A 20,578-nucleotide genomic window follows, 5' to 3' on the forward strand; every position below is an offset into this window, starting at 1 on the left:
CGAGACAGCCGATGAGACGCGCCGAGGAGTCCCAGTTGAAGAGCCCCACCCACGATCAGATCGTCCTGCTTGCCCCGCTCACGGGGCCGATCGTCGCGTTGGCCGACGTGCCCGATCCGGTGTTCTCCGGCGGGATGTTCGGCGACGGCATCGGCATCGACCCGCTCGCGGGCAAGCTCGTCGCGCCGTGCGCGGGCATCGTGTCGCATCTCGCGCGCACGGGCCACGCGGTGACGATCACGACGCCGCAAGGCGCGGAAGTGCTGCTGCACATCGGCATCGACACCGTCGAGCTGAACGGGCAGGGCTTCGCTGCGCACGTCGAGGCCGGCGCACGCGTCGAAGCGGGCGATCTGCTGATCGAGTTCGACCAGGACGCGGTCGCGCGCAGCGCGCATTCGCTCGTGTCGGTGATCGCGATCGCGAACTCCGACGCATTCGAGGTCGTCGATCGCGCGAGCGGTTTCGCGACAGCCGGCGAGACGCCGCTGCTCGCGCTGCGCGGCAAGGGCGAAGCCGCCGCGCAAGCGGCGCAGGCCGGCGCGGCGGCGCACAACGAAGTGCGCCGCGAAATCGTGCTGGCGCAGCCGGGCGGCCTGCACGCGCGGCCGGCCGCGCGTGCGCGTGAAGCCGTGCGCGGGTTCGACGCGACCGTCGACGTGCTGTTCGACGGCCGCAAGGCGTCGATCGCGAGCGTCGTCGGCCTGCTCGGCCTGGGCGCCGGCGAAGGCGCGACGGTCGAGCTGGTCGGCCGCGGCGCGCACGCGCAGCAGGCCGTCGATGCGGTCGAGCGCGAGCTGCTGCGCGAAGCGCACGGCGAGGTCGAGGAAAAGCCGGCGCGGCTGAGGTCGCCCGCGCCGCAGACGGTCGCGCGCAACGTCGGCGTACCGATCGACCCGAACACGCTCGCGGGCGTATGCGCGGCGCCGGGCATTGCAGTCGGCACGCTGGTGCGTCTCGACGATGCGGAAATCGTGCCGCCCGAACAGGCATCCGGCACGCCGGCCACGGAAAGCCGTCAGCTCGACCAGGCGCTGAAGGCCGTCGACGGCGAACTCGATGAAACGGTGCGCAACGCATCGGCACGCGGCGCGGTCGGCGAAGCGGGCATCTTCGCAGTGCATCGCGTGCTGCTGGAGGACCCGACGCTGATCGACGCGGCACGCGACCTGATCAGCCTCGGCAAGAGCGCGGGCTTCGCATGGCGCGCGACGATCCGCACGCAGATCGACACGCTGTCGAAGCTCGACGACGCGCTGCTCGCCGAACGTGCAGCCGACCTGCGCGACATCGAGAAGCGCGTGCTGCGCGCGCTCGGCCACACGAACGGCGCGGCGCGTGCGCTGCCCGACGAGGCCGTGCTCGCGGCCGAGGAATTCACGCCGTCGGACCTGTCGTCGCTCGATCGCCAGCGCGTGACCGCGCTCGTGATGGCGCGCGGCGGCGCGACGTCGCACGCGGCGATCATCGCGCGGCAGCTCGGCATCCCGGCGCTGGTTGCGGTCGGCGATGCGCTGTATGCGATTCCGGACGGCACGCAGGTCGTCGTCGATGCGAGCGCGGGCCGTCTCGAACACGCGCCGACCGCGCTCGACGTCGAGCGCGCGCGGCACGAGCGCCAGCGCCTGGACGGCGTGCGCGAGGCGAACCGGCAGTTGGCAGGCGTTGCGGCCACGACGGCCGACGGCCGCGCGATCGAGGTCGCCGCCAACATCGCGACGCTCGACGACGCGAACACCGCGGTCGACAACGGCGCGGACGCGGTCGGCCTGCTGCGCACCGAACTGATGTTCATCCATCGCCAGGCCGCGCCGACGGTCGTCGAGCACCAGCAGAGCTACCAGTCGATCGTCGACGCGCTGCAGGGCCGCACGGCGATCATCCGCACGCTCGACGTCGGCGCCGACAAGGAAGTCGACTACCTGACGCTGCCGCCCGAACCGAACCCGGCGCTCGGCCTGCGCGGCATCCGCCTTGCGCAGGTGCGCCCCGACCTGCTCGACGATCAGTTGCAGGGCCTGCTCGCGGTGAAGCCGTTCGGCGCGGTGCGCATCCTGCTGCCGATGGTCACCGACGCGGGCGAGCTCGTGCGGCTCAGAAAGCGCATCGACGAGTTCGCACGCGCGCAGGGCCGCACCGAGCCGATCGAGGTCGGCGTGATGATCGAGGTGCCGTCGGCCGCGCTGCTGGCCGACCAGCTCGCGCAACACGCGGATTTCCTGTCGATCGGCACCAACGACCTGACGCAGTACACGCTTGCGATGGACCGCTGCCAGGCCGACCTGGCCGCGCAATCCGACGGCCTGCATCCGGCCGTGCTGCGCCTGATCGACATCGCGGTGCGTGGCGCCGCGAAGCACGGCAAGTGGGTCGGCGTGTGCGGCGCGCTCGGCGGCGATCCGCTCGCGGTGCCGATTCTGGTCGGCCTCGGCGTGACCGAGCTGTCGGTCGACCCGGTCGCGGTGCCGGGCATCAAGGCGCGTGTGCGCCGTCTCGATTACCAGTTGTGCCGTCAGCGTGCGCAGGATCTGCTCGCGCTCGATTCGGCGCAGGCGGTAAGGGCAGCAAGTCGCGAGGTCTGGCCGCTCGACTGAACGTCGACGGCAGGCTCGCGACCCGTTTCACTACGAGACAGCAATTAGGTCAACGACGATTAACGACGAGACAAGGATTGGAGGACTGAATGAACGGGAATCCGTTTCTGAAAATACAGGGCCTGGGCCGGGCACTGATGCTGCCGATCGCGGTATTGCCGGTCGCCGGCATCCTGCTGCGACTCGGCCAGCCGGACGTGTTCAACATCAAGATGATCGCCGACGCCGGCGGCGCGATCTTCGACAACCTGCCGCTGCTGTTCGCGATCGGCGTGGCGGTCGGCTTCGCGAAGGACAACAACGGCGTTGCTGCGCTTGCGGGCGCGATCGGCTACCTGATCGAAACCGCGATCATGAAGGACATCGACCCCAAGCTGAACATGGGCGTGCTGTCCGGGATCATCGCGGGTGTGGTCGCGGGCTTGCTGTACAACCGCTACAAGGACATCAAGCTGCCGGACTACCTCGCGTTCTTCGGCGGGAAACGGTTCGTGCCGATCATCACGGGGCTGGCCTGCGTGATACTCGGCATCGTGTTCGGGTACGTATGGCAGCCGGTCCAGCATGCGATCGACGCGGCCGGCCAGTGGCTGACGACGGCGGGCGCGATCGGTGCGTTCGTGTTCGGCTTCCTGAACCGCCTGCTGCTCGTCACGGGCCTGCACCACATCATCAACTCGCTCGCGTGGTTCGTGTTCGGCAACTTCACGCCGCCCGCCGGCGGCGACATCGTGCACGGCGACCTGCACCGCTTCTTCGCGGGCGACCCGACCGCGGGCACCTTCATGGCCGGCTTCTTCCCGATCATGATGTTCGGCCTGCCGGCTGCGTGTCTTGCGATGCTGCACGAAGCGCCGAAGGAGCGCCGCGCGATGGTCGGCGGCCTGCTGTTCTCGATGGCGCTGACGTCGTTCCTGACCGGCGTGACCGAGCCGATCGAATTCAGCTTCATGTTCCTCGCGCCGGTGCTGTACGTGATCCACGCGGTGCTGACGGGGCTGTCGCTTGCGATCTGCCAGATCCTCGGCGTGAAGCTCGGCTTCACGTTCTCGGCCGGCGCGATCGACTACGTGCTGAACTACGGGCTGTCGACGAAGGGCTGGATCGCGATTCCGCTCGGCATCGCATACGGCGCCGCGTACTACGGGCTGTTCCGCTTCTTCATCCGCAAGTTCAACATGGCGACCCCGGGCCGGGAGCCGGCATCGGCCGATGCGGCGGCAGAATCGTACGCATCGGGAGGCTTCGTCGCGCCTGCTGCGGGCGCCGCTGCGGCTGCGCCGCGTGCGCAGCGCTACATCGCCGCGCTCGGCGGTGCGGGCAACCTGTCGGTCGTCGACGCGTGCACGACGCGCCTGCGCCTGACCGTCGTCGACCCGGAGAAGGTATCGGAGCCGGAACTGAAGTCGATCGGCGCGCGTGGCGTGCTCAAGCGTGGCGGCAACAGCGTGCAGGTGATCATCGGGCCCGAGGCCGACCTCATTGCCGACGAGATGCGTACCGCGATCGGCAGCGGCGCGACCGGCGCGGCATCGACGGCGACGGCCGCCGCGGCGCAGCCCGTCACCGGCGCGGCCGCCGGCCCGCTCGATCCGGAGCCGGCCCGCTGGCTCGCGGTGTTCGGCGGGGCGACCAACGTCGCGTCGCTCGACGCGATCGCGACCACGCGCCTGCGCGTCGTCGTGCGCGATCCGTCGGCCGTCGATCGCGACCGTCTCGGCGCGCTCGACGTCGCATGGGTGTCGCTCGACACGTTCCACATCGTCTGCGGGAACGCGGCGGCACGCTATGCCGAACAGCTCGGCGCACGCCTGCCGCCGGCGAGCGGCGGGGCGGCTGCGCAACCGGCGTGATGCGATGAAGCCGGCCTGATCCGCAACACGGGTTCGGGCCAGCCGGCAAAAATGAAAACGGCTTGCGATGCGTCGCAAGCCGTTTTTCTTTGGTGGGGCGATTGCGCGATGCATTCGTCGGCATCGCGCATGGCTCCACTGCTCAATCGTTCAGCCGCTCGGTCGCACCGCCGTTCACGGGTTCGTCAGCGTGAAGGTCGGCTTCCGGTAGCCGATCCCCGCGCGGTCGAGCTTCGGCAATTCGCGTTGCGTGAGCAGTGTCGCGAACCCGGCCCAGTCGCGCTGCAGCGCGGCCGTGTCGACATGATGCGTATCGCCGCGCTTGTAGCGTACGCCGGCGGCGTACGGCAGCTCCCAGTCGGCCCGATGCCACGCGCGCTCGGCGAGCGCGAGCAGCCGCGGATAGGCCATGTATTCGAGGAAGGTGTCGTTGCGCATCACCTCGCCCCACGCCTGCCCCTGCATGCCTTCGACGCGCGGCGCGGGGCCCGTGCCCGTTACCTCGAACGCGTTGCCGTCACGGTCGCCCATCACCTCGGCGTTCTGCGGCAGGTTCTCCGGCGCGAGCGAGAACACCTTGTACTCGTCCGTCGCGTGCGAGCCCCAGTAGTAGCCGCGCTCGCGCGGGTTGAGCGTGTACGGGAAGTCGAAGTACAGGTAGTCCGGCAGCGCCAGCACCGTCAGGTAGCCCTTGCCGCTCAGGTCGCGCGCGCTGTCCGATGCGCCCCAGAAGATCGTGTCCCACAGCGACACCATCACGTGGCGCGTGCTGAAGTCCTGCGGCCCGTTCGCATGCTTGATGCCGTCCTGCCATGCGGCCATCGTGTCGATCCCGTTCGCGTTGACCGCCGCGCTCACCTGTTTCGCGAAACGCGTCGGCAGCTCGTCGATCGACTTGATCTCGCCGCGCTGGAGCAGCACCGTGCACGCGGGCGAACGCGCCCACGGCTTGTCCTGCGCGGCGAGATCGATGCGGCCCTTGTTCGGGTCGGTGCCGTTCAGCGGCTGGAAGCCCGCGCCGAGCAGGATGTTCTTCGCCTCGTCGCCGCCGTAGTGCCAGATGTGCAGCGGCGCCTGCGCGTCCGCATGCATCGCCGCGATCTCGCGGATCACCTTCGACGCGAAATTGAGCGCGCCCGGCACGCACGGGTTCAGGTCGCTGCGCCGGTCGTAGAACTGCACCGTCAGCAGGTTCGACGTGTCCTGGGGATCGAGCAACCGGTACGCGTTCGCTTCCTGCTCTCGGCCGGCCGCATGCAGCCGGCGGTAACGCGCCTCCATCGTCACGACGGCCGCGCGCGCATGCGCGGGCATGTCGATCTCGGGGATGATCTCGACGAAATGCGCGGCCGCGTAACGCACGAGCGCCACGTAGTCGTCGCGCGTCAGGTAGCCGCCGCCCGAGCGGTTGTCCGGGCCGGAGCCGAGCTGCGGCAGCAGGCAGCGCGTCTCGCTCGGGTCGTGGCAGCGGCGTGAGCCGATCCCGGTCAGCTCGGGCAGGCCGGGAATCTCGATGCGCCAGCCTTCGTCGTCGGACAGATGCAGGTGCAGGCGGTTGAGCTTGTACGCGCTCATCTGGTCGATCAGGCGGCGCAGCGGCGCCGGATGCTTGAAGTTGCGCGCGAGGTCGACATGCATCCCGCGATGCGTGAAGCGCGGCGCATCCTCGACGAGCATCGCCGGGATCGGGCCGCCGCCGGCCGGCGCGACCGAGAAGAGCGTCTGCACGCCGTAGTAAAGGCCCGCGCGATCGTAGCCCTCGATGAGCACGCCGCGCGGCCCGATCGCGAGCCGGTAACCGCCCGGGGTCGCGATGTCGGCCGGCAGCCGGCGCGGCGCGACGGCGCCGCGAACCGGCACGCGCGCCCCGTCGAGCCCGAGTGTCGTCGCGCGCTCGCGCAGCGCCGCGACCTGCGCGTCCGGCAAGTCAGGCAGCGCGAACTCGACGCCGCGCAGGTCGAGCGTGCCGGGCAGCGGCTGCTCGCGCTTCACGCTCGGCAGCGCACGGCTCGCGTCGGGCCGTGCGGCCACGGGCGGTGCATTGCCGGTCGAGTTGTTCTGCGCGTCGGGCGGCAGCGATTCGACGTAGCGCAGTTCGTCGTCGGTGTCGTTGTAGCGGAGCACGGCGGGCGGCGCGCCGTCGACGACGACGTACGGGCGCGGAATCACGTCGCTGTAGCGCAGCAGCCAGTACTCGGCGACGAACGGCAGCTCGATGCGCTCGCCCGGCGCAAGTCGCACCGAGCCCGGCTGCGGCGTCAGTTCGTACAGGTCGCCCGTGAGCCGCCGCAGCGCGAAGCCTGGACGGTCGATCCGCAACAGGCGGCGGATGCTGTGCAGATAGAGCTTCCAGCCGCCGTCGGCGATCGCCTGGTGGCCGCGGTTCTGCAGGATCAGGCGGCCCGTCGCGCAGGCCGCGCCGTCGGCGCCGAGATCGGCGCACGGCACGCCGGCCGCGGCCGCGTGGTTGTTGTCGACGGCGACGCGCAACGCGAGGCCGTTCGACAGCAGCGCCGCGAGATTGGCCGCTTGCGCGGTGGGCTGCGCGATGCCCGCGGTCGCGCCAGACGCGGGCACCGCCGGCTGGGCAGGGATCGCGGCCGGCGACAGCACCGCGATCAGCAGGCCGGCAAAGAGGGATGGCAAGGTACGCTTCATTCGAACTCCTGATAAAAAGGGAGGCATAGCGGCGTCGTGGGGTGACGTCGCTGCGATCGGGTCTTTCATTGGAGCTGCGGGAAATACCCGCGCACGGGGCGATGCGGCCGCACCGCGCGCATTCGGCACGCAGGGACGTGCGTTACGGAACGGGAGGCGGGCAGGCGTGCCGATCGGATCGGCGGGGCGGCGTACGTGTGTTCATCGGCGGCGCGCGGCAATCGGCGCGATGTCGAAGCGGCCGCAGTCGGCTACGTGCGTCCGTCCGCCCACGATGGGGACGGCCGGTACCGCCGAACGGCAACCGGCCGCTACCGCATACGGACGGCGACACGGCGCGCAGGCGCGCGCCACACACGGGATTCGCATGTCTCCCCCACCCAGAAGGATTCGGCCTGTCAGCGGCCGTGTCCAAAGATCTTATGAAACCTTTTATTGGTATTCAAGTGGTATCAATCTGGCGCTAAATTGGCATCGGCGCGCGGCGCCTGTCCCGGCGGCCGGGACGAAAAAAAACCTCGCGCGAAGCGAGGTTCCGTCCGGACGGCGGCGGTGCGATCCGCCGCACGCGTCATGCGTCAGTCGTGGCGCACGCGCGCGGGCGCTTCCTGCGTCTTCTGCCGCGCTTCGAGCCACATCGCATTGACGATGCCGAACGACAGCGCGACGCCGATACCGAGAATCCAGCTGAAATACCACATGATCCGACTCCTTGCGAAACGGTGGACGGGGGCGCCTGCGCGCCCCGGCCCGGTTCAATACATCGAGTGCTTGTTCTCTTCGAGCGTCTGGCGCGTGACCTTGCCGCGCATCACGCGATACACCCAGCTCGTGTAGAGCAGGACGATCGGCAGGAACACGATCACCGCGAACAGCATCACCTGCAGCGTCTTGTGGCTCGACGTCGAATCCCACACGGTCAGGCTGCTGCGCGGGTCGAGCGACGACGGCATGATGAACGGGAACATCGAGAAGCCCGCGGTCAGGATCACGCCGACGATCATCAGGCCCGTGCAGAAGAACGCCGTCTTCTCCTGCTTCGAACCCGCGAGCAGCAGCGCGAGCAGGCCGCCCGCGATCCCGACGACCGGCGCCCCGATCATCCATGGAAACTCGCTGTAGTTCGCGAGCCACAGGCCCGAGCCGGCGGCGACGTCCTTGAGCAGCGGGTTCGCGACCGTGTCGGTCGGCGCGGCGTTCGTGATGTGGAAGCCGCCGATGGTCGATGCGATCAGCACGCCGGCCAGCACGAACAGCACGACCGCGAGGAACGACGCCACGCGCAGCGCGATCGATGCGCGGCGCGCGATCACGCCGTCGGTCTTCATCTTGATGAACGCGGCGCCGTGGGCGACGAGCATCGTGAGGCTGACGAGCCCGCACAGCAGCGCAAACGGGTTCAGCAGCGCCCAGAAGCTGCCGTAGTAGGTTACGCGCAGGTCGCTGTCGAACTTGAACGGCACGCCCTGCAGCAGGTTGCCGAACGCGACGCCGAACACGAGCGCCGGCACGAAGCCGCCGACGAACAGGCCCCAGTCCCACCCGGCGCGCCAGCGCGGGTCCGGCCGCTTGCTGCGGTAGTCGAAGCCCACCGGCCGGAAGAACAGCGCGAACAGCACGAGCAGCATCGCGAAGTAGAAGCCGGAGAACGACGCCGCGTAGACGAGCGGCCAGGCGGCGAACATCGCACCGCCGGCCGTGATCAGCCACACCTGGTTGCCTTCCCACGTCGCGCCGACGGTGTTGACGATGATGCGGCGCTCGTCGTCGGTCTTGCCGAGGAACGGCAGCAGCGCGGTCGCGCCCATGTCGAAGCCGTCGGTGACGGCGAAGCCGATCAGCAGCACGCCGACGAGCAGCCACCAGATCAGCTTGAGAGTTGCATAGTCCATAGCGATTCCTTGTTCCGTTTCAGGTGCGTGCTCAGGCCGGGGCGCGCTCGCTGGCGGCCGCGAGTTCGTGGTGATAGCGGCCGGTATGCAGCGACGACGGGCCGAGGCGCGCGTACTTGAACATCAGCTTGATCTCGATGACGAACAGCGCGGTATAGAACAGGATGAAGCCCGCGAGACTCAGGTACAGGTCGGTCGGCGTCAGGCTCGACGCGGACAGGTGCGTCGGCAGCACGCCGGCGATCGTCCACGGCTGGCGGCCGAGCTCGGCGACGATCCAGCCGAATTCGATCGCGATCCACGGCAGCGGGATCGCCCACACCGCGTAGCGCAGGAACCAGCGGCGGTTGTCCTGCAGCAGTTCGCGGCGCGCGCAGAACCAGAACGCGGCAATGAACGTCGCGACGAACAGGAAGCCGAGGAACACCATGATCCGGAACGAGAAGAACACGGGGGCGACCGGCGGGATCGTCTTCTTCGCGGCGGCCTTGATCTGCTCGGGCGTCGCGTCGGTCACGTTCGGCGTGAACTGCTTGAGCATCAGCCCGTAGCCGAGATACTGCTTGTGCTGGTCGAACAGTTCGCGTGTCGCGGCGCTCGTGTCGCCCTGCTTGAGCTTCTGCAGCGCGCCGTACGCGATCATCCCGCTCTGGATGTGCTCCTCGCCGTGCTTCGCGAGATCGCGCAGGCCGATCACCGGTTCGTCGATCGAGCGCGTCGCGATCAGGCCGAGCGCATACGGGATCTTGATCGCGTAGTCGGTGCGCTGTTCCTCCTGGTTCGGAATGCCGATCAGCGTGAACGATGCGGGTGCCGGCTGCGTTTCCCATTCGGATTCGATTGCCGCGAGCTTCATCTTCTGCACTTCGCCGGTCGTATAGCCCGATTCGTCGCCGAGCACGATCACGCAGAGCGTCGCCGCGAGGCCGAAGCCGGCTGCAACCGCGAACGAGCGCAGCGCGAAGTCGACGTCGCGTTTCTTCAGCAGGTACCACGACGACACGCCGAGCACGAACATCGCCGCCGACACGTAGCCGGCCGACACCGTGTGCACGAACTTCACCTGCGCGACCGGGTTGAACAGCACGTCGAACAGGCTCGTCATCTCCATGCGCATCGTCTGGTAGTTGAACTCGGCGCCGACCGGGTTGTTCATCCAGCCGTTCGCGACGAGGATCCACAGCGCGGACAGGTTCGAGCCCAGCGCGACGAGGAACGTGACGACCAGGTGCTTGACCTTCGACAGGCGGTTCCAGCCAAAGAAGAACAGGCCGACGAACGTCGATTCGAGGAAGAACGCCATCAGGCCTTCGACCGCGAGCGGCACGCCGAAGATGTCGCCGACATAGTGCGAGTAGTACGACCAGTTCGTGCCGAACTGGAATTCGAGCGTGATGCCGGTCGTCACGCCCATCGCGAAGTTGATCCCGAACAGCTTGCCCCAGAACTGGGTCATGTCCTTGTAGACCTGTTTGCCGGTCATCACGTAGACGGCTTCCATGATGACGAGCAGCCAGGACAGGCCGAGCGTCAGCGGCACGAACAGGAAGTGGTAGAGCGCCGTGATGCCGAACTGCAGACGTGACAGATCGACGACTTCACTACTTATCATGGTGGTCTCCCTCGGTAGGTGCAGGCGCCGGTACCGAGAGCAGCTTCTCGGCGACGGCGGCAGGCGGAAGCGACATGTGCTCGGCCTGCGGATGATTGAAGAATGCGTATTTGAGCGACATCAGGAGGATCAGCTTGACGATCAGCACCAGGGTGATGTCGCGGGCGAGGGTGGGGCCGCGAGCCCATGCGGCGATGCGCGCGCGCCAGCCGATCGTACCGGCCGGCCGCGGGGGAGGTGGCGGCGCAGGCTCTTTATTGATCGAGATCAAGGCGATTATCCTGAATCGATTTAGGTCGGATTTGGGGCGACTTTACGTCGGATATATGACGGCCGTGAAGCTGTTTTAATCCTTTTGCACCTGACATGCCAATTTTAAAAGGACGGCTTTCCGATGCCGAGTGCTGCGCTGCGGCAGACCGTCGCGAACCGCGGGTCAAAACTTGAGGCAGATCAAGGTTATGCGGAAGGGGCCCGCAAACCGCCTATTACCTGATGAATCAGGTCAATTAATCGGCGAAGAAACGGACGGAGAAACGGGCGAAGAATCGAGCGGAGAAGCGGGTGAAAAGCGGGCGAAAAATCGGACGAAAAAAAACCGCTGCCGGTCGGGCAGCGGTTTTCGATGAAGCGCTCTAAATCGCCGGGATTTATGCGTATTCGGCGAGGGCAGTGCGCATCTTTTTCATTGCGCTCGCCTCGATCTGGCGGATGCGTTCCGCGGACACGCCGAACTCGGCGGCGAGATCGTGCAGCGTCGAGCCGCCCGAGCCGTCGTCGTCGACGTGCAGCCAGCGCGCCTCGATGATGCGGCGGCTGCGCGCGTCGAGCGCGTCGAGCGCCTGCGCGATGCCGTCCGTCTGCAGCATGTCGCGCTGACGCGCGGCGAGCACGGCGGTCGGCTCGTTATGCGAGTCGGCCAGATAGGCGATCGGCGCGTACGACTCCTCGCCGTCTTCCACCTGCCCTTCGAGCGCGATGTCGCCGCCCGACAGGCGCGTTTCCATCTCGGACACGTCTTCGCGCTTGACGTTGAGTTCCTGCGCGAGGCCGTCGATTTCCTCGGGCGTCATCGCCTGCATGCTCTTCTTGTGGCTGCGCAGGTTGAAGAACAGCTTGCGCTGCGCCTTCGTCGTCGCGACCTTCACCATGCGCCAGTTGCGCAGGATGTACTCGTGGATCTCGGCCTTGATCCAGTGGATCGCGTACGACACGAGACGCACGTTCTGGGCCGGGTCGAAGCGCTTCACGGCCTTCATCAGGCCGATGTTGCCTTCCTGGATCAGATCGCCGTGCGGCAGGCCGTAGCCGAGATAGTTGCGCGCGATCGACACGACGAGACGCAGGTGCGACAGCACGAGGCGGCGCGCCGAATCGAGGTTGTTGTCTTCGCGGAATTCGGTTGCGTACTGGCGTTCTTCTTCGGCCGTCAGCAGCGGAATGCGATTGACGGCCTGGATATACGAATCGATGTTGCCGAGCTGGCCCGGCAACATCGATTGAGCTGCGAGCGCCAGCGAGCCTGCCGATTCGGCCTTGGCCGGCGTCGGGCTCAGGATGTTCGGAAGGGTCAGGGCGTTGCTCACTAAAAAACTCCTTTGGAATCAGGGACAAACCCCCGGCATCGAATGAAATTCCGTGGGGCATCTTAGCACTCCCGCAAGTTGAGTGCTAATTCCTTAGAGCGGGCGTGGGCATCGGAGTTCCCGATTTTCTATCGAACTAGTCGAGTCGATAGTCTAATCTGCGACAGGGGTGGCGACGTGGAGTTCCGTAAACCGTTGTTTTTGAGGGGAATCAGTAGACGATTTCGATTTTTGTCGTTTTGGAAGGAAGCCATTTCGCTTCGTGATGCCGATCCGAAAAGTCCTTTACCATAACATTCAGTTCGCTCGGGCCCGGCTGTTGCGGCAGGCCCCATTCAACCCAAAAAGTTGGAGTGTCAGATGAACAATAAGAAGAATCGCCGGCGTCGCAGCCGGCTTGCGCTGCATGCGATGCTGGCAGCGTCACTTCTGGGCGGATCGGGTGCGGCGTTCGCGGATCGATGGGGTATCCAGGCGGGCGGCGGGTTTTCGGATCGTCACGGGATCGACAAGGCCGATCTCGGCGTGGTGTGGAATCCGGGCTGGAACTGGTGGGAAATCGGCGGCTGGCACTTCGCGTTCGTGATGGAAGGCCACGTCGGCTACTGGCACACGGGCGGCAATGTTCACGGCAACCTCGGCGAGTTCGGCGCGACGCCGATGTTCCGCTTCATCAAGAGCGCGGGCCAGGTGCGCCCGTTCGTCGAGGCCGGCGCGGGCATCCGGCTCCTGACTTCCCCGACGATCTCCCACAATCTTTCGCTGGGGACGTCGTTCCAGTTCGTGGATGTCGTCGGCGTCGGCGCACAGTTCGGAGAACGGCAACAGTATCAGGTCGGTTACCGTTTTCAACATGTGTCTAACGCGGGTATCAAAGAGCCGAATCCTGGTATAAATTTCCACCAGTTCTACGTGCAGTACAACTTCTGATCCGCATGCCCGCGCACGGCGTGCGCGTTGCCGAGGAGTCAGGCGATGGCGAAGGTGGTCGATGCGATCCGCGCGCTCGAGCGCGATCGGTTCCGGGCGATGGTGGACGGGGACGGCGAGGCGCTCGACGCGCTGCTGTCGGACAAGGTGTTCTTCGTGCACACCAACGGCAAACGTGAAACCAAGCAGCAGTTCATCGACGCCATCGTCGCCGGTCGCCGCCGCTATCGTCAGATCGAAATCCAGTCGCAGGACGTGCTGCCCGTCGGCGGCGAAACCTGCGTCGTCACCGGGCGCGCGTTGATCGAGATGGAAACGAACAACGGCGGCCTGGTTTTCCCGATCGCCTATACGTCCGTCCACACCGCGGAGCAGGGCCGCTGGTGCCTGCTCGCATGGCAGGCGACGCGGTGCGCGACCGAGACATGAGCGCGCGTGGAGCTCCTTTTCATGTCCCCGTCGAAGCGGCCTTCCGGGCCGCTTTTTGCTGGCCCGTGCGGCGCGGATCGCGCGGCGCACGGGCGGTCACGCGCCGCTCGCTGACTGTCGAACCCTGAGCGTCAGGCCGCCGCGCGGCGGTCCGTGCAATGCCATCCCGCGCGGTTGATTGCGCTGACGATTGCATCGAGCGCGGCGCTCGCCGCATCGGCGTGCAGGCCGACGCCGTGCCGCAGCGGCGCATCGCCGACCCGGCAGCCGACCGATACCGCGATCCGGCCGTCCGTCGTGCGCGCCTGTTCGCACGACGCGACGTCGATCGCGGCGCCCGCGGCCGCCGCGAATGCCGTGGCCAAACGTCGCACGGTGTCCTCGGGCGTCGCGTCGGCCGCCGGCGCTGCCGCGATCTCGCGGTTCTGCCAGCGCGCAGCGCCGCCATGCCGCGCGGCCGGGCCGTCGGTCTCGAAGAATTCGCGGGCGAACAGCGCGCAGATCGCGTCGCCCGTCACTTCCTCGCCGGACGTGTCGGCGAGCGTCTGCACCGCGTGGCTGAATTCGATCTGCACGCGGCGCGTCGGCGTGAAGCCCATCCCGCGTTCGAGCAGGAACGTCGCGCCGCCCTTGCCGGACTGGCTGTTCACGCGGATCACCGCGTCGTAGCTGCGGCCGAGGTCGGCCGGGTCGATCGGCAGGTACGGCACTTCCCAGGCCGCGTCGGGGCGCTGCTGCGCGAAGCCCTTGCGGATCGCGTCCTGGTGCGAGCCCGAGAACGCGGTGAACACGAGGTCGCCCGCGTACGGATGGCGCGGATGCACGGGAATCTGGTTGCAGCGTTCGACGACGCGGCGCACCGCGTCGATGTCGGAGAAATCGAGGCCCGGATCGATGCCCTGCGTGTAGAGGTTCAGCGCGAGCGTGACGAGATCGACGTTGCCGGTGCGCTCGCCATTACCGAACAGGCAGCCCTCGATGCGGTCGGCGCCCGCGAGCAGCGCGAGTTCGGCCGCCGCGACCGCGGTGCCGCGATCGTTGTGCGGATGCACGGACAGCACGATGCTGTCGCGATACGCGAGGTTGCGGTCCATCCATTCGATCTGGTCGGCGAACACGTTCGGGCTCGCGGCTTCGACCGTGGCAGGCAGGTTGACGATCATCTTGTGGTCGCGGGTCGGCCGCCAGGTTTGCGCGACCGCGTCGCAGATCTCGCGCGCGAACGTCAGCTCGGTCATGCTGAAGGTTTCCGGCGAGTACTGGAAGGTCCAGTGCGTGTCGGGACGCGCGGCGGCGTGCTCCTTGATGATGCGCGTGCCGTCGACCGCGAGCGCCTTCACGTCGTTCTTCGACATCCCGAACACGATGCGGCGGAACGACGGGCAAACCGCGTTGTACAGGTGCACGATCGCGCGCGGCACGCCGTCGAGCGCGTCGAACGTGCGTGCGATCAGGTCCTCGCGCGACTGCACGAGCACCTCGATCGTCACGTCGTCGGGAATCCGCTGGTCGTCGATCAGCTTGCGGACGAAATCGAAGTCGGTTTGCGACGCCGACGGAAAACCGACTTCGATCTCCTTGAAACCGATCGCGACCAGCATCTCGAAGAACTCGAGCTTCTGCTCGATGCTCATCGGCTCGATCAGCGACTGGTTGCCGTCGCGCAGGTCGGTGCTCATCCAGACGGGCGCGCGCTCGATGGTGCGGGTCGGCCAGCGGCGGCCATTGATGCGGACGGGCTCGAACGGACGGTACTTGTCTTGCGGATTGCGCTTCATCTTCTGGACCTCGGGTCTCAAGTCGCGAGCGAAGACGGGCGGCATGGGCGACGGTTGGCGCTGCCTCGCACCGCCGCGCGCGATCGCGCTGCGGATGCGGATGATCTTCGCGAATCGACCGACGGATAGACGGACGAATGCTGACGACTTCGGGTTGTAAAAACTGCGAGAGGGGTACTGCGAGGAACTGCTGGGAGGGACCGTGCGGACAGCACACGGCGCTACGACAGCCTTAGGCTAGTCGTAGCGATAGCGGCCGCGCTAGGCGGCCGGAGGTAATTCGGAGGGTGTTCGGAAAGGAACGCATGACGGCCACTCTATGCCAGGATGCGCTCGCGTGTCAAATGGTCGGGGCGCGGGGGCGGGTCGCCGCCGCGCCGTCAGCGCGCGATGCGGGCGATCTGCACGATCGTCTCGACCTGCCGCGCGACCGTGTCGGGTACCGGCACCTCGCCGCGCAACACGGCGTCCGTCCATGCGGCCGTCGCCTCCGCGTCGCGCGATTCGGGCAGCGTGACGGGCGGCGTATCGCTCGACGAACGTTCGGCCTCGATCAGCGTGTCGCACACGCCGTCGTGCAGCCAGTCGACCTGCACTTGGCGCCGCGTATCGGCGACGGCTTCGCCCTCGGTGCCACGCGCGAGCAGCGCGCCGCCGAGCGCGGCGTCCGGATGGTCGCGGAACAGTTGAGCGAGGCTGTCGCGGTAAGGCGGGTGCGTGTAGTTGACGAGCCGCAGGCCGGCCGGCGCGAACGGCTGCAGGATCTTCACGAGCGTGTGCGTCGAGTTGCGCACGCCGAGCACGCGGCGCATCGACAGCAGGTGCGCGATGCGCGGCGCCAGCGCTTCGATCGGCGCGAACGCGACGCGGCGCTCGGCGAGCATGTCCTCGATCGCATCGTGCGACGTCGACGGCGCGAGCGACAGCGCCGAGAAGATCTCGGCGCTCGTCACGCGGCCCGGGTCGCGCTCGACGCCGTGCACGAGTACCGGCACGCCTTCGCGCGCGAGCAGCAGCGCGAGCAGCGGCACGAGGTTCGGTTGCTTGCGCGCGCCGTTGTAGCTCGGGATCGACACGGGGCGGAACGCGGCGTCCTGCACGTGCACGGGCTCGAACGACGCCTGCGCGGCGGCGAGCATCGCGGCCAGCTCGTCGGCCGTTTCGCCCTTCAGCCGATAGGCGATCAGGATTGCACCGAGTTCGACGTCCGACACGCGCGCGTCGAGCATCGCGCGATAGAGCTCGAACGTGTCCTCCGCGGACAGTGCGCGCGCGCCGTGCGGGCCGCGGCCGATTTCCTTGATGAAGCGGGCGCAAGGGAACGGAACGGCGGCGGGATCGTGGGAAGCGGTCATCGGGGCGTGGGGCGGGCGGCCGGCATCGGGCCGCGCGGTGAGCGGTGAGGAATGCCCCGAGTATCGCACGGGTGCGGCCGGCGCAAGCGCGGCCGCGCATCGCGCTACACTCTGATTCCCGGCGGTGCGCGCGCCGGCTGCGCCGCGCCTGTGCCGTTGCCGGCCGAATACGACTACGAGAGACATCCCATGAAGCTCTACAGCTATTTCCGCAGTTCCGCGTCGTACCGCGTGCGGATCGCCCTGAACTTGAAGCAGTTGCCGTTCGACTATGTCCCCGTGCACATGCTGCGCAGCGGCGGCGAGCAGCTGAAGGACGAGTATCGCGCGCTGAATCCGGATGCGGTCGTGCCGACGCTGACGGATGGCGACGCGACGCTGCAGCAGTCGCTCGCGATCATCGAATATCTCGAAGAAACCCACCCCGAGCCCGCGCTGCTGCCGAAGCAGCCCGTCGACCGCGCGTATGTGCGCGCGATCGCGCTGCAGATCGCGTGCGAAATCCATCCGCTCAACAACCTGCGCGTGCTGAAGTACCTGAAGCACATGCTGCAGGTGTCCGAAGAGGCGAAGAACGCGTGGTACCGGCACTGGATCGAGGCGGGTTTCGAATCGCTCGAGACGCGTCTCGCGAGCGATCCGCGCACCGGCAAGCTGTGCTTCGGCGATACGCCGACGCTCGCCGACGTGTGCCTCGTGCCGCAGGTTTTCAACGCGAACCGCTTCTCGATCGACACGACGCACTATCCGACGATCCAGCGGATCGTCGATCATGCATCGACGATCGACGCGTTCAAGGCCGCCGAGCCCGGCGCGCAGCCGGACGCCGAATGAGCGTGGCGCCCGGTTTTCGGGCGCGCACGAAAAAGGGCGCCCGAAGGCGCCCTGTGCGATGCGTGCCGGCGGCGTTCAGCCGAGCAGCGCGTCCGCGAATTCCACGGCGCTGAACGGCTGCAGGTCCTCGACCTTCTCGCCGACGCCGATGAAGTAGACGGGCACCGGGCGTTGCCGCGCGATCGCGGCGAGAATCCCGCCCTTCGCGGTGCCGTCGAGCTTCGTGACGATGAGGCCCGTGAGGCCGAGCGCGTCGTCGAATGCCTTCACCTGCGTGAGCGCGTTCTGGCCGGTGTTCGCGTCGATCACCAGCAGCACCTCGTGCGGCGAGCCGTCGTGCGCCTTCGAGATCACGCGCTTCACCTTCTTCAGCTCTTCCATCAGGTGGAGCTGCGTCGGCAGGCGGCCGGCCGTGTCGGCCATCATCACGTCGATCTTGCGCGCGCGCGCGGCGCTGACCGCATCGAAGATCACCGCGGCCGGGTCGCCGCTTTCCTGCTGCACGACCGTCACGTTGTTGCGTTCGCCCCAGACCGCGAGCTGTTCGCGCGCGGCTGCGCGGAACGTGTCGCCCGCAGCCAGCAGCACCGACTGGTCGAAGCTCTGCAGATGCTTCGCGAGCTTGCCGATGCTGGTCGTCTTGCCCGCGCCGTTCACGCCGGTGATCATCATCACGAGCGGCTGCGCGCGGCCGAGCATCAGCGATTTCTCGAGCGGCTTCAGCAGCTCGACGAGCAGGTCGTGCAGCGCACCCTTCACCTGCTGCGGGTCGGTCAGCCGGCCCGTGCGCACCTTTTCGCGCAGCGCGCCGAGCAGGTACTCGGTCGCGTCGACGCCCGCGTCGGACATCAGCAGCGCGGTTTCGAGCTCCTCGTACAGATCCTCGTCGATCTTCGTGTTGACGAATACGCCGGTGATGTTCGAGCCCGTCTTCGCGAGCCCCGTTTTCAGGCGCGCAAGCCACGACTGCTTCGCGGAGGCGTCCTGCAGCGGCGGCGGGACGATCTCGACCGTCTCGACGACTTCGTCGCGGCCGTCGTTGGTCGGCGTGACCGTCATCACGATGGCTGGCGCGGCCGGTTGCGCGGGCGCCTGAGGCACGTCGGCCGCGGGCGGGGTCTCGACCGCGGGCGCATCGGACGGCTCGTCCGTTTGCGGTGCGTCGGCCGATTGCGATTCCGCGGGATCGGGCTCCTGCGTTTTCTTGAATCGTTTGAAGAAGCTGAACATGGTCTGACGTCGGGAAGAGGGCGGGCCGCCGCCAGTGGCGGGGCGCCGGAGGGGCCGTTCTGCGTTCGCGCGGGCGCGGCGCACGGCGGCCGAAACCGTGCATTTTATCAGTGCGGCGTCGCGCTCGCGTCAGTGTGCGCCGCCGCTGTGGTAACGTGCGCCTGTTTAGCGGTGCGCCCCTGCGCGCACCCGGTCCCTCCGTTGTCGATATTCCGTATGTCCCGTTCCTCTTCCGGCCGCCCGACGGCCCCTCCTGGCCGCGGCAAGCCGCACACGATCCGCATCATCGGCGGCGACTGGAAACGCACGCCGCTCGCGGTGCTCGATCTCGACGGCCTGCGGCCGACGCCTGATCGCGTGCGCGAGACGCTGTTCAACTGGCTCGGCCAGGATCTCGAGGGCCGGCGCTGCCTCGACCTGTTCGCGGGCACCGGCGCGCTCGGCTTCGAGGCCGCGTCGCGCGGCGCGACGAGCGTCGTGATGGTCGAGCGCCATCCGCGCGCCGCGCAGCAACTGCGTGCGATCAAGGACAAGCTCGGCGCCCGCACGGTCGAGGTCGCCGAAGCCGATGCGCTGCGGCTCGCGGCCGGGCTCACGCCGGGTGCGTTCGACGTCGTGTTTCTCGATCCGCCGTTCGGCGATTCCGCTGCGCTCGAGCGCGCGATCGCGCTGTCGGCGCCGCTCGTCGCGGCGGACGGTGCGCTGTACGTCGAGACGGGGGCGGAACTCGATCCGGCCGCGCACGACGCGCTCGCGGGCTGGCAGGTCGTGAAGCACGGCAAGGCCGGTGCGGTTCACTATCATTTGCTGCGGCGCGAAAATGATGAATAATGCGCGTTCGATACGAGGCGGCGCGCCGCAAAGGCGACGCATGCCCATCTCGGCAGCGGCGTGCGCATCGCACGGCTGCCATCCCGTTTGCGTGATGACAGGAGGAGCGACATGGTAGTCGCCGTGTATCCCGGTACGTTCGATCCGCTGACGCGCGGGCACGAAGACCTCGTGCGGCGTGCGTCGAGTATTTTTGATACGCTGGTGGTTGGTGTCGCCGACAGCCGCGCGAAAAAGCCGTTCTTCTCGCTGGAAGAACGTCTGACGATTGCGAACGAGGTGCTCGGCCATTATCCGAACGTGAAGGTGATGAGTTTCACCGGTCTCCTGAAGGACTTTGTCCGTACCAACAACGCACGCGTGATCGTGCGCGGCCTGCGCGCCGTGTCCGATTTCGAATATGAGTTCCAGATGGCGGGGATGAACCGCTACCTGCTGCCCGACGTCGAGACGATGTTCATGACGCCGTCCGATCAGTACCAGTTCATCTCGGGGACGATCGTGCGCGAAATCGCGCAGTTGGGCGGCGATGTCAGCAAGTTCGTGTTCCCGTCCGTCGAGAAGTGGCTGACCGAGAAGGTCGCCGCGATGGAAGGCCCTGCCGCGTGACGCGGCGCCGGCCGGTTTCGTTGCGAAGCCGGCCGCCGGCCTGAAGAAGTGAGATCAGTATGGCTTTGATGATTACCGACGAGTGCATCAATTGCGACGTGTGCGAGCCCGAGTGCCCGAACGGCGCGATTTCGATGGGCCCGGACATCTACGTGATCGACCCGAACAAGTGCACCGAGTGCGTCGGCCATTTCGACGAACCGCAGTGCCAGCAGGTGTGTCCGGTCGAATGCATTCCGCGCGATCCGCAGCATGACGAATCGCACGCGCAATTGATGGAGAAGTATCACGCGTTGATCGCCGGGAAGGGCGACGACGCGTCGTGATCCTGCGGTGACGCGCGCGCCATCGTCTGCCGGCGCACGCGTCTCGCTACCCGAGCGGCGC

At 67.4% G+C, this 20,578-nt stretch carries 17 protein-coding genes; 8 read left to right on the forward strand and 9 right to left on the reverse strand.

What is annotated here, in order from left to right; translation table 11 throughout:
• Positions 1-11: 11 nt before the first annotated feature.
• Positions 12-2,594: a phosphoenolpyruvate--protein phosphotransferase gene (ptsP, locus tag JYG32_RS16425; RefSeq protein WP_213264111.1), complete on the forward strand. Its 2,583-nt coding sequence runs from the start codon at positions 12-14 to the stop codon at positions 2,592-2,594.
• An 89-nt stretch (positions 2,595-2,683) separates the two neighbouring features.
• Positions 2,684-4,447 (forward strand): N-acetylglucosamine-specific PTS transporter subunit IIBC, encoded by a 1,764-nt coding sequence (nagE, locus tag JYG32_RS16430; RefSeq protein WP_213264112.1) that lies wholly within the window; start codon positions 2,684-2,686, stop codon positions 4,445-4,447.
• 174 nt (positions 4,448-4,621) lie between these two features.
• On the opposite strand, the gene JYG32_RS16435 is transcribed toward nagE, so the two are convergent.
• From JYG32_RS16435 to rpoH, 6 genes are all read right to left on the reverse strand, one after another.
• Complete coding sequence (locus tag JYG32_RS16435) at positions 4,622-7,105, reverse strand: family 20 glycosylhydrolase (RefSeq protein WP_213264113.1); 2,484 nt, start codon at positions 7,103-7,105, stop codon at positions 4,622-4,624.
• Positions 7,106-7,683: 578 nt separating this feature from the next.
• Positions 7,684-7,806 (reverse strand): cytochrome bd-I oxidase subunit CydX, encoded by a 123-nt coding sequence (cydX, locus tag JYG32_RS16440; protein WP_174382946.1) that lies wholly within the window; start codon positions 7,804-7,806, stop codon positions 7,684-7,686.
• A 54-nt stretch (positions 7,807-7,860) separates the two neighbouring features.
• On the reverse strand, positions 7,861-8,997 hold the full coding sequence (gene cydB, locus JYG32_RS16445) for a cytochrome d ubiquinol oxidase subunit II (protein ID WP_174382945.1): 1,137 nt from the start codon (positions 8,995-8,997) through the stop codon (positions 7,861-7,863).
• Between the two features lie 31 nt (positions 8,998-9,028).
• Positions 9,029-10,609 (reverse strand): cytochrome ubiquinol oxidase subunit I, encoded by a 1,581-nt coding sequence (locus JYG32_RS16450; RefSeq protein WP_213264114.1) that lies wholly within the window; start codon positions 10,607-10,609, stop codon positions 9,029-9,031.
• The gene (cydP, locus tag JYG32_RS16455; protein ID WP_174382948.1) at positions 10,599-10,886 is read right to left on the reverse strand and encodes a cytochrome oxidase putative small subunit CydP; all 288 of its coding nucleotides are present in this window, start codon (positions 10,884-10,886) and stop codon (positions 10,599-10,601) included. The genes JYG32_RS16450 and cydP overlap by 11 nt, the downstream gene beginning before the upstream one ends.
• A 373-nt stretch (positions 10,887-11,259) precedes the next feature.
• Positions 11,260-12,195 (reverse strand): RNA polymerase sigma factor RpoH, encoded by a 936-nt coding sequence (gene rpoH, locus JYG32_RS16460; RefSeq protein WP_174382943.1) that lies wholly within the window; start codon positions 12,193-12,195, stop codon positions 11,260-11,262.
• Positions 12,196-12,555: 360 nt separating this feature from the next.
• On the opposite strand from rpoH, the gene JYG32_RS16465 reads away from it, so the two are divergent.
• Together JYG32_RS16465 and JYG32_RS16470 are read left to right on the forward strand one after the other, a co-directional pair.
• Entirely contained in the window at positions 12,556-13,125 is a 570-nt protein-coding gene (locus JYG32_RS16465; RefSeq protein WP_213264115.1) for an acyloxyacyl hydrolase, read from the forward strand.
• 45 nt (positions 13,126-13,170) lie between these two features.
• Complete coding sequence (locus JYG32_RS16470) at positions 13,171-13,554, forward strand: nuclear transport factor 2 family protein (RefSeq protein ID WP_152862550.1); 384 nt, start codon at positions 13,171-13,173, stop codon at positions 13,552-13,554.
• Between the two features lie 131 nt (positions 13,555-13,685).
• On the opposite strand, the gene leuA is transcribed toward JYG32_RS16470, so the two are convergent.
• Together leuA and ybiB are read right to left on the reverse strand one after the other, a co-directional pair.
• Positions 13,686-15,332 carry a 2-isopropylmalate synthase gene (gene leuA, locus JYG32_RS16475; RefSeq protein ID WP_213264116.1) on the reverse strand — a complete coding sequence of 549 codons (1,647 nt, stop codon included), beginning with the start codon at positions 15,330-15,332 and terminating at the stop codon, positions 13,686-13,688.
• Between the two features lie 380 nt (positions 15,333-15,712).
• Entirely contained in the window at positions 15,713-16,687 is a 975-nt protein-coding gene (gene ybiB / locus JYG32_RS16480; RefSeq protein WP_213264117.1) for a DNA-binding protein YbiB, read from the reverse strand.
• Positions 16,688-16,876: 189 nt separating this feature from the next.
• Between ybiB and maiA the strand changes: the two genes are divergently transcribed.
• Complete coding sequence (gene maiA / locus JYG32_RS16485) at positions 16,877-17,521, forward strand: maleylacetoacetate isomerase (RefSeq protein WP_213264118.1); 645 nt, start codon at positions 16,877-16,879, stop codon at positions 17,519-17,521.
• Between the two features lie 75 nt (positions 17,522-17,596).
• Here the strand turns inward: maiA and ftsY are convergent, their stop codons facing one another.
• On the reverse strand, positions 17,597-18,751 hold the full coding sequence (ftsY, locus tag JYG32_RS16490) for a signal recognition particle-docking protein FtsY (protein ID WP_174382938.1): 1,155 nt from the start codon (positions 18,749-18,751) through the stop codon (positions 17,597-17,599).
• A 216-nt stretch (positions 18,752-18,967) separates the two neighbouring features.
• Here ftsY and rsmD point away from each other — a divergent pair, with 216 nt between their 5' ends.
• From rsmD to JYG32_RS16505, 3 genes are all read left to right on the forward strand, one after another.
• A complete protein-coding gene (gene rsmD, locus JYG32_RS16495; protein WP_213264119.1) occupies positions 18,968-19,582 on the forward strand; it encodes a 16S rRNA (guanine(966)-N(2))-methyltransferase RsmD in 615 nt (204 codons plus the stop codon).
• 111 nt (positions 19,583-19,693) lie between these two features.
• Positions 19,694-20,191 carry a pantetheine-phosphate adenylyltransferase gene (gene coaD, locus JYG32_RS16500; protein WP_174382936.1) on the forward strand — a complete coding sequence of 166 codons (498 nt, stop codon included), beginning with the start codon at positions 19,694-19,696 and terminating at the stop codon, positions 20,189-20,191.
• A gap of 59 nt (positions 20,192-20,250) precedes the next feature.
• A complete protein-coding gene (locus JYG32_RS16505) occupies positions 20,251-20,517 on the forward strand; it encodes a YfhL family 4Fe-4S dicluster ferredoxin (protein WP_034179073.1) in 267 nt (88 codons plus the stop codon).
• The last annotated feature ends 61 nt before the right edge of the window (positions 20,518-20,578 follow it).

The organism is Burkholderia pyrrocinia, from assembly GCF_018417535.1.
Taxonomy (GTDB): Bacteria; Pseudomonadota; Gammaproteobacteria; order Burkholderiales; family Burkholderiaceae; genus Burkholderia; species Burkholderia pyrrocinia_E.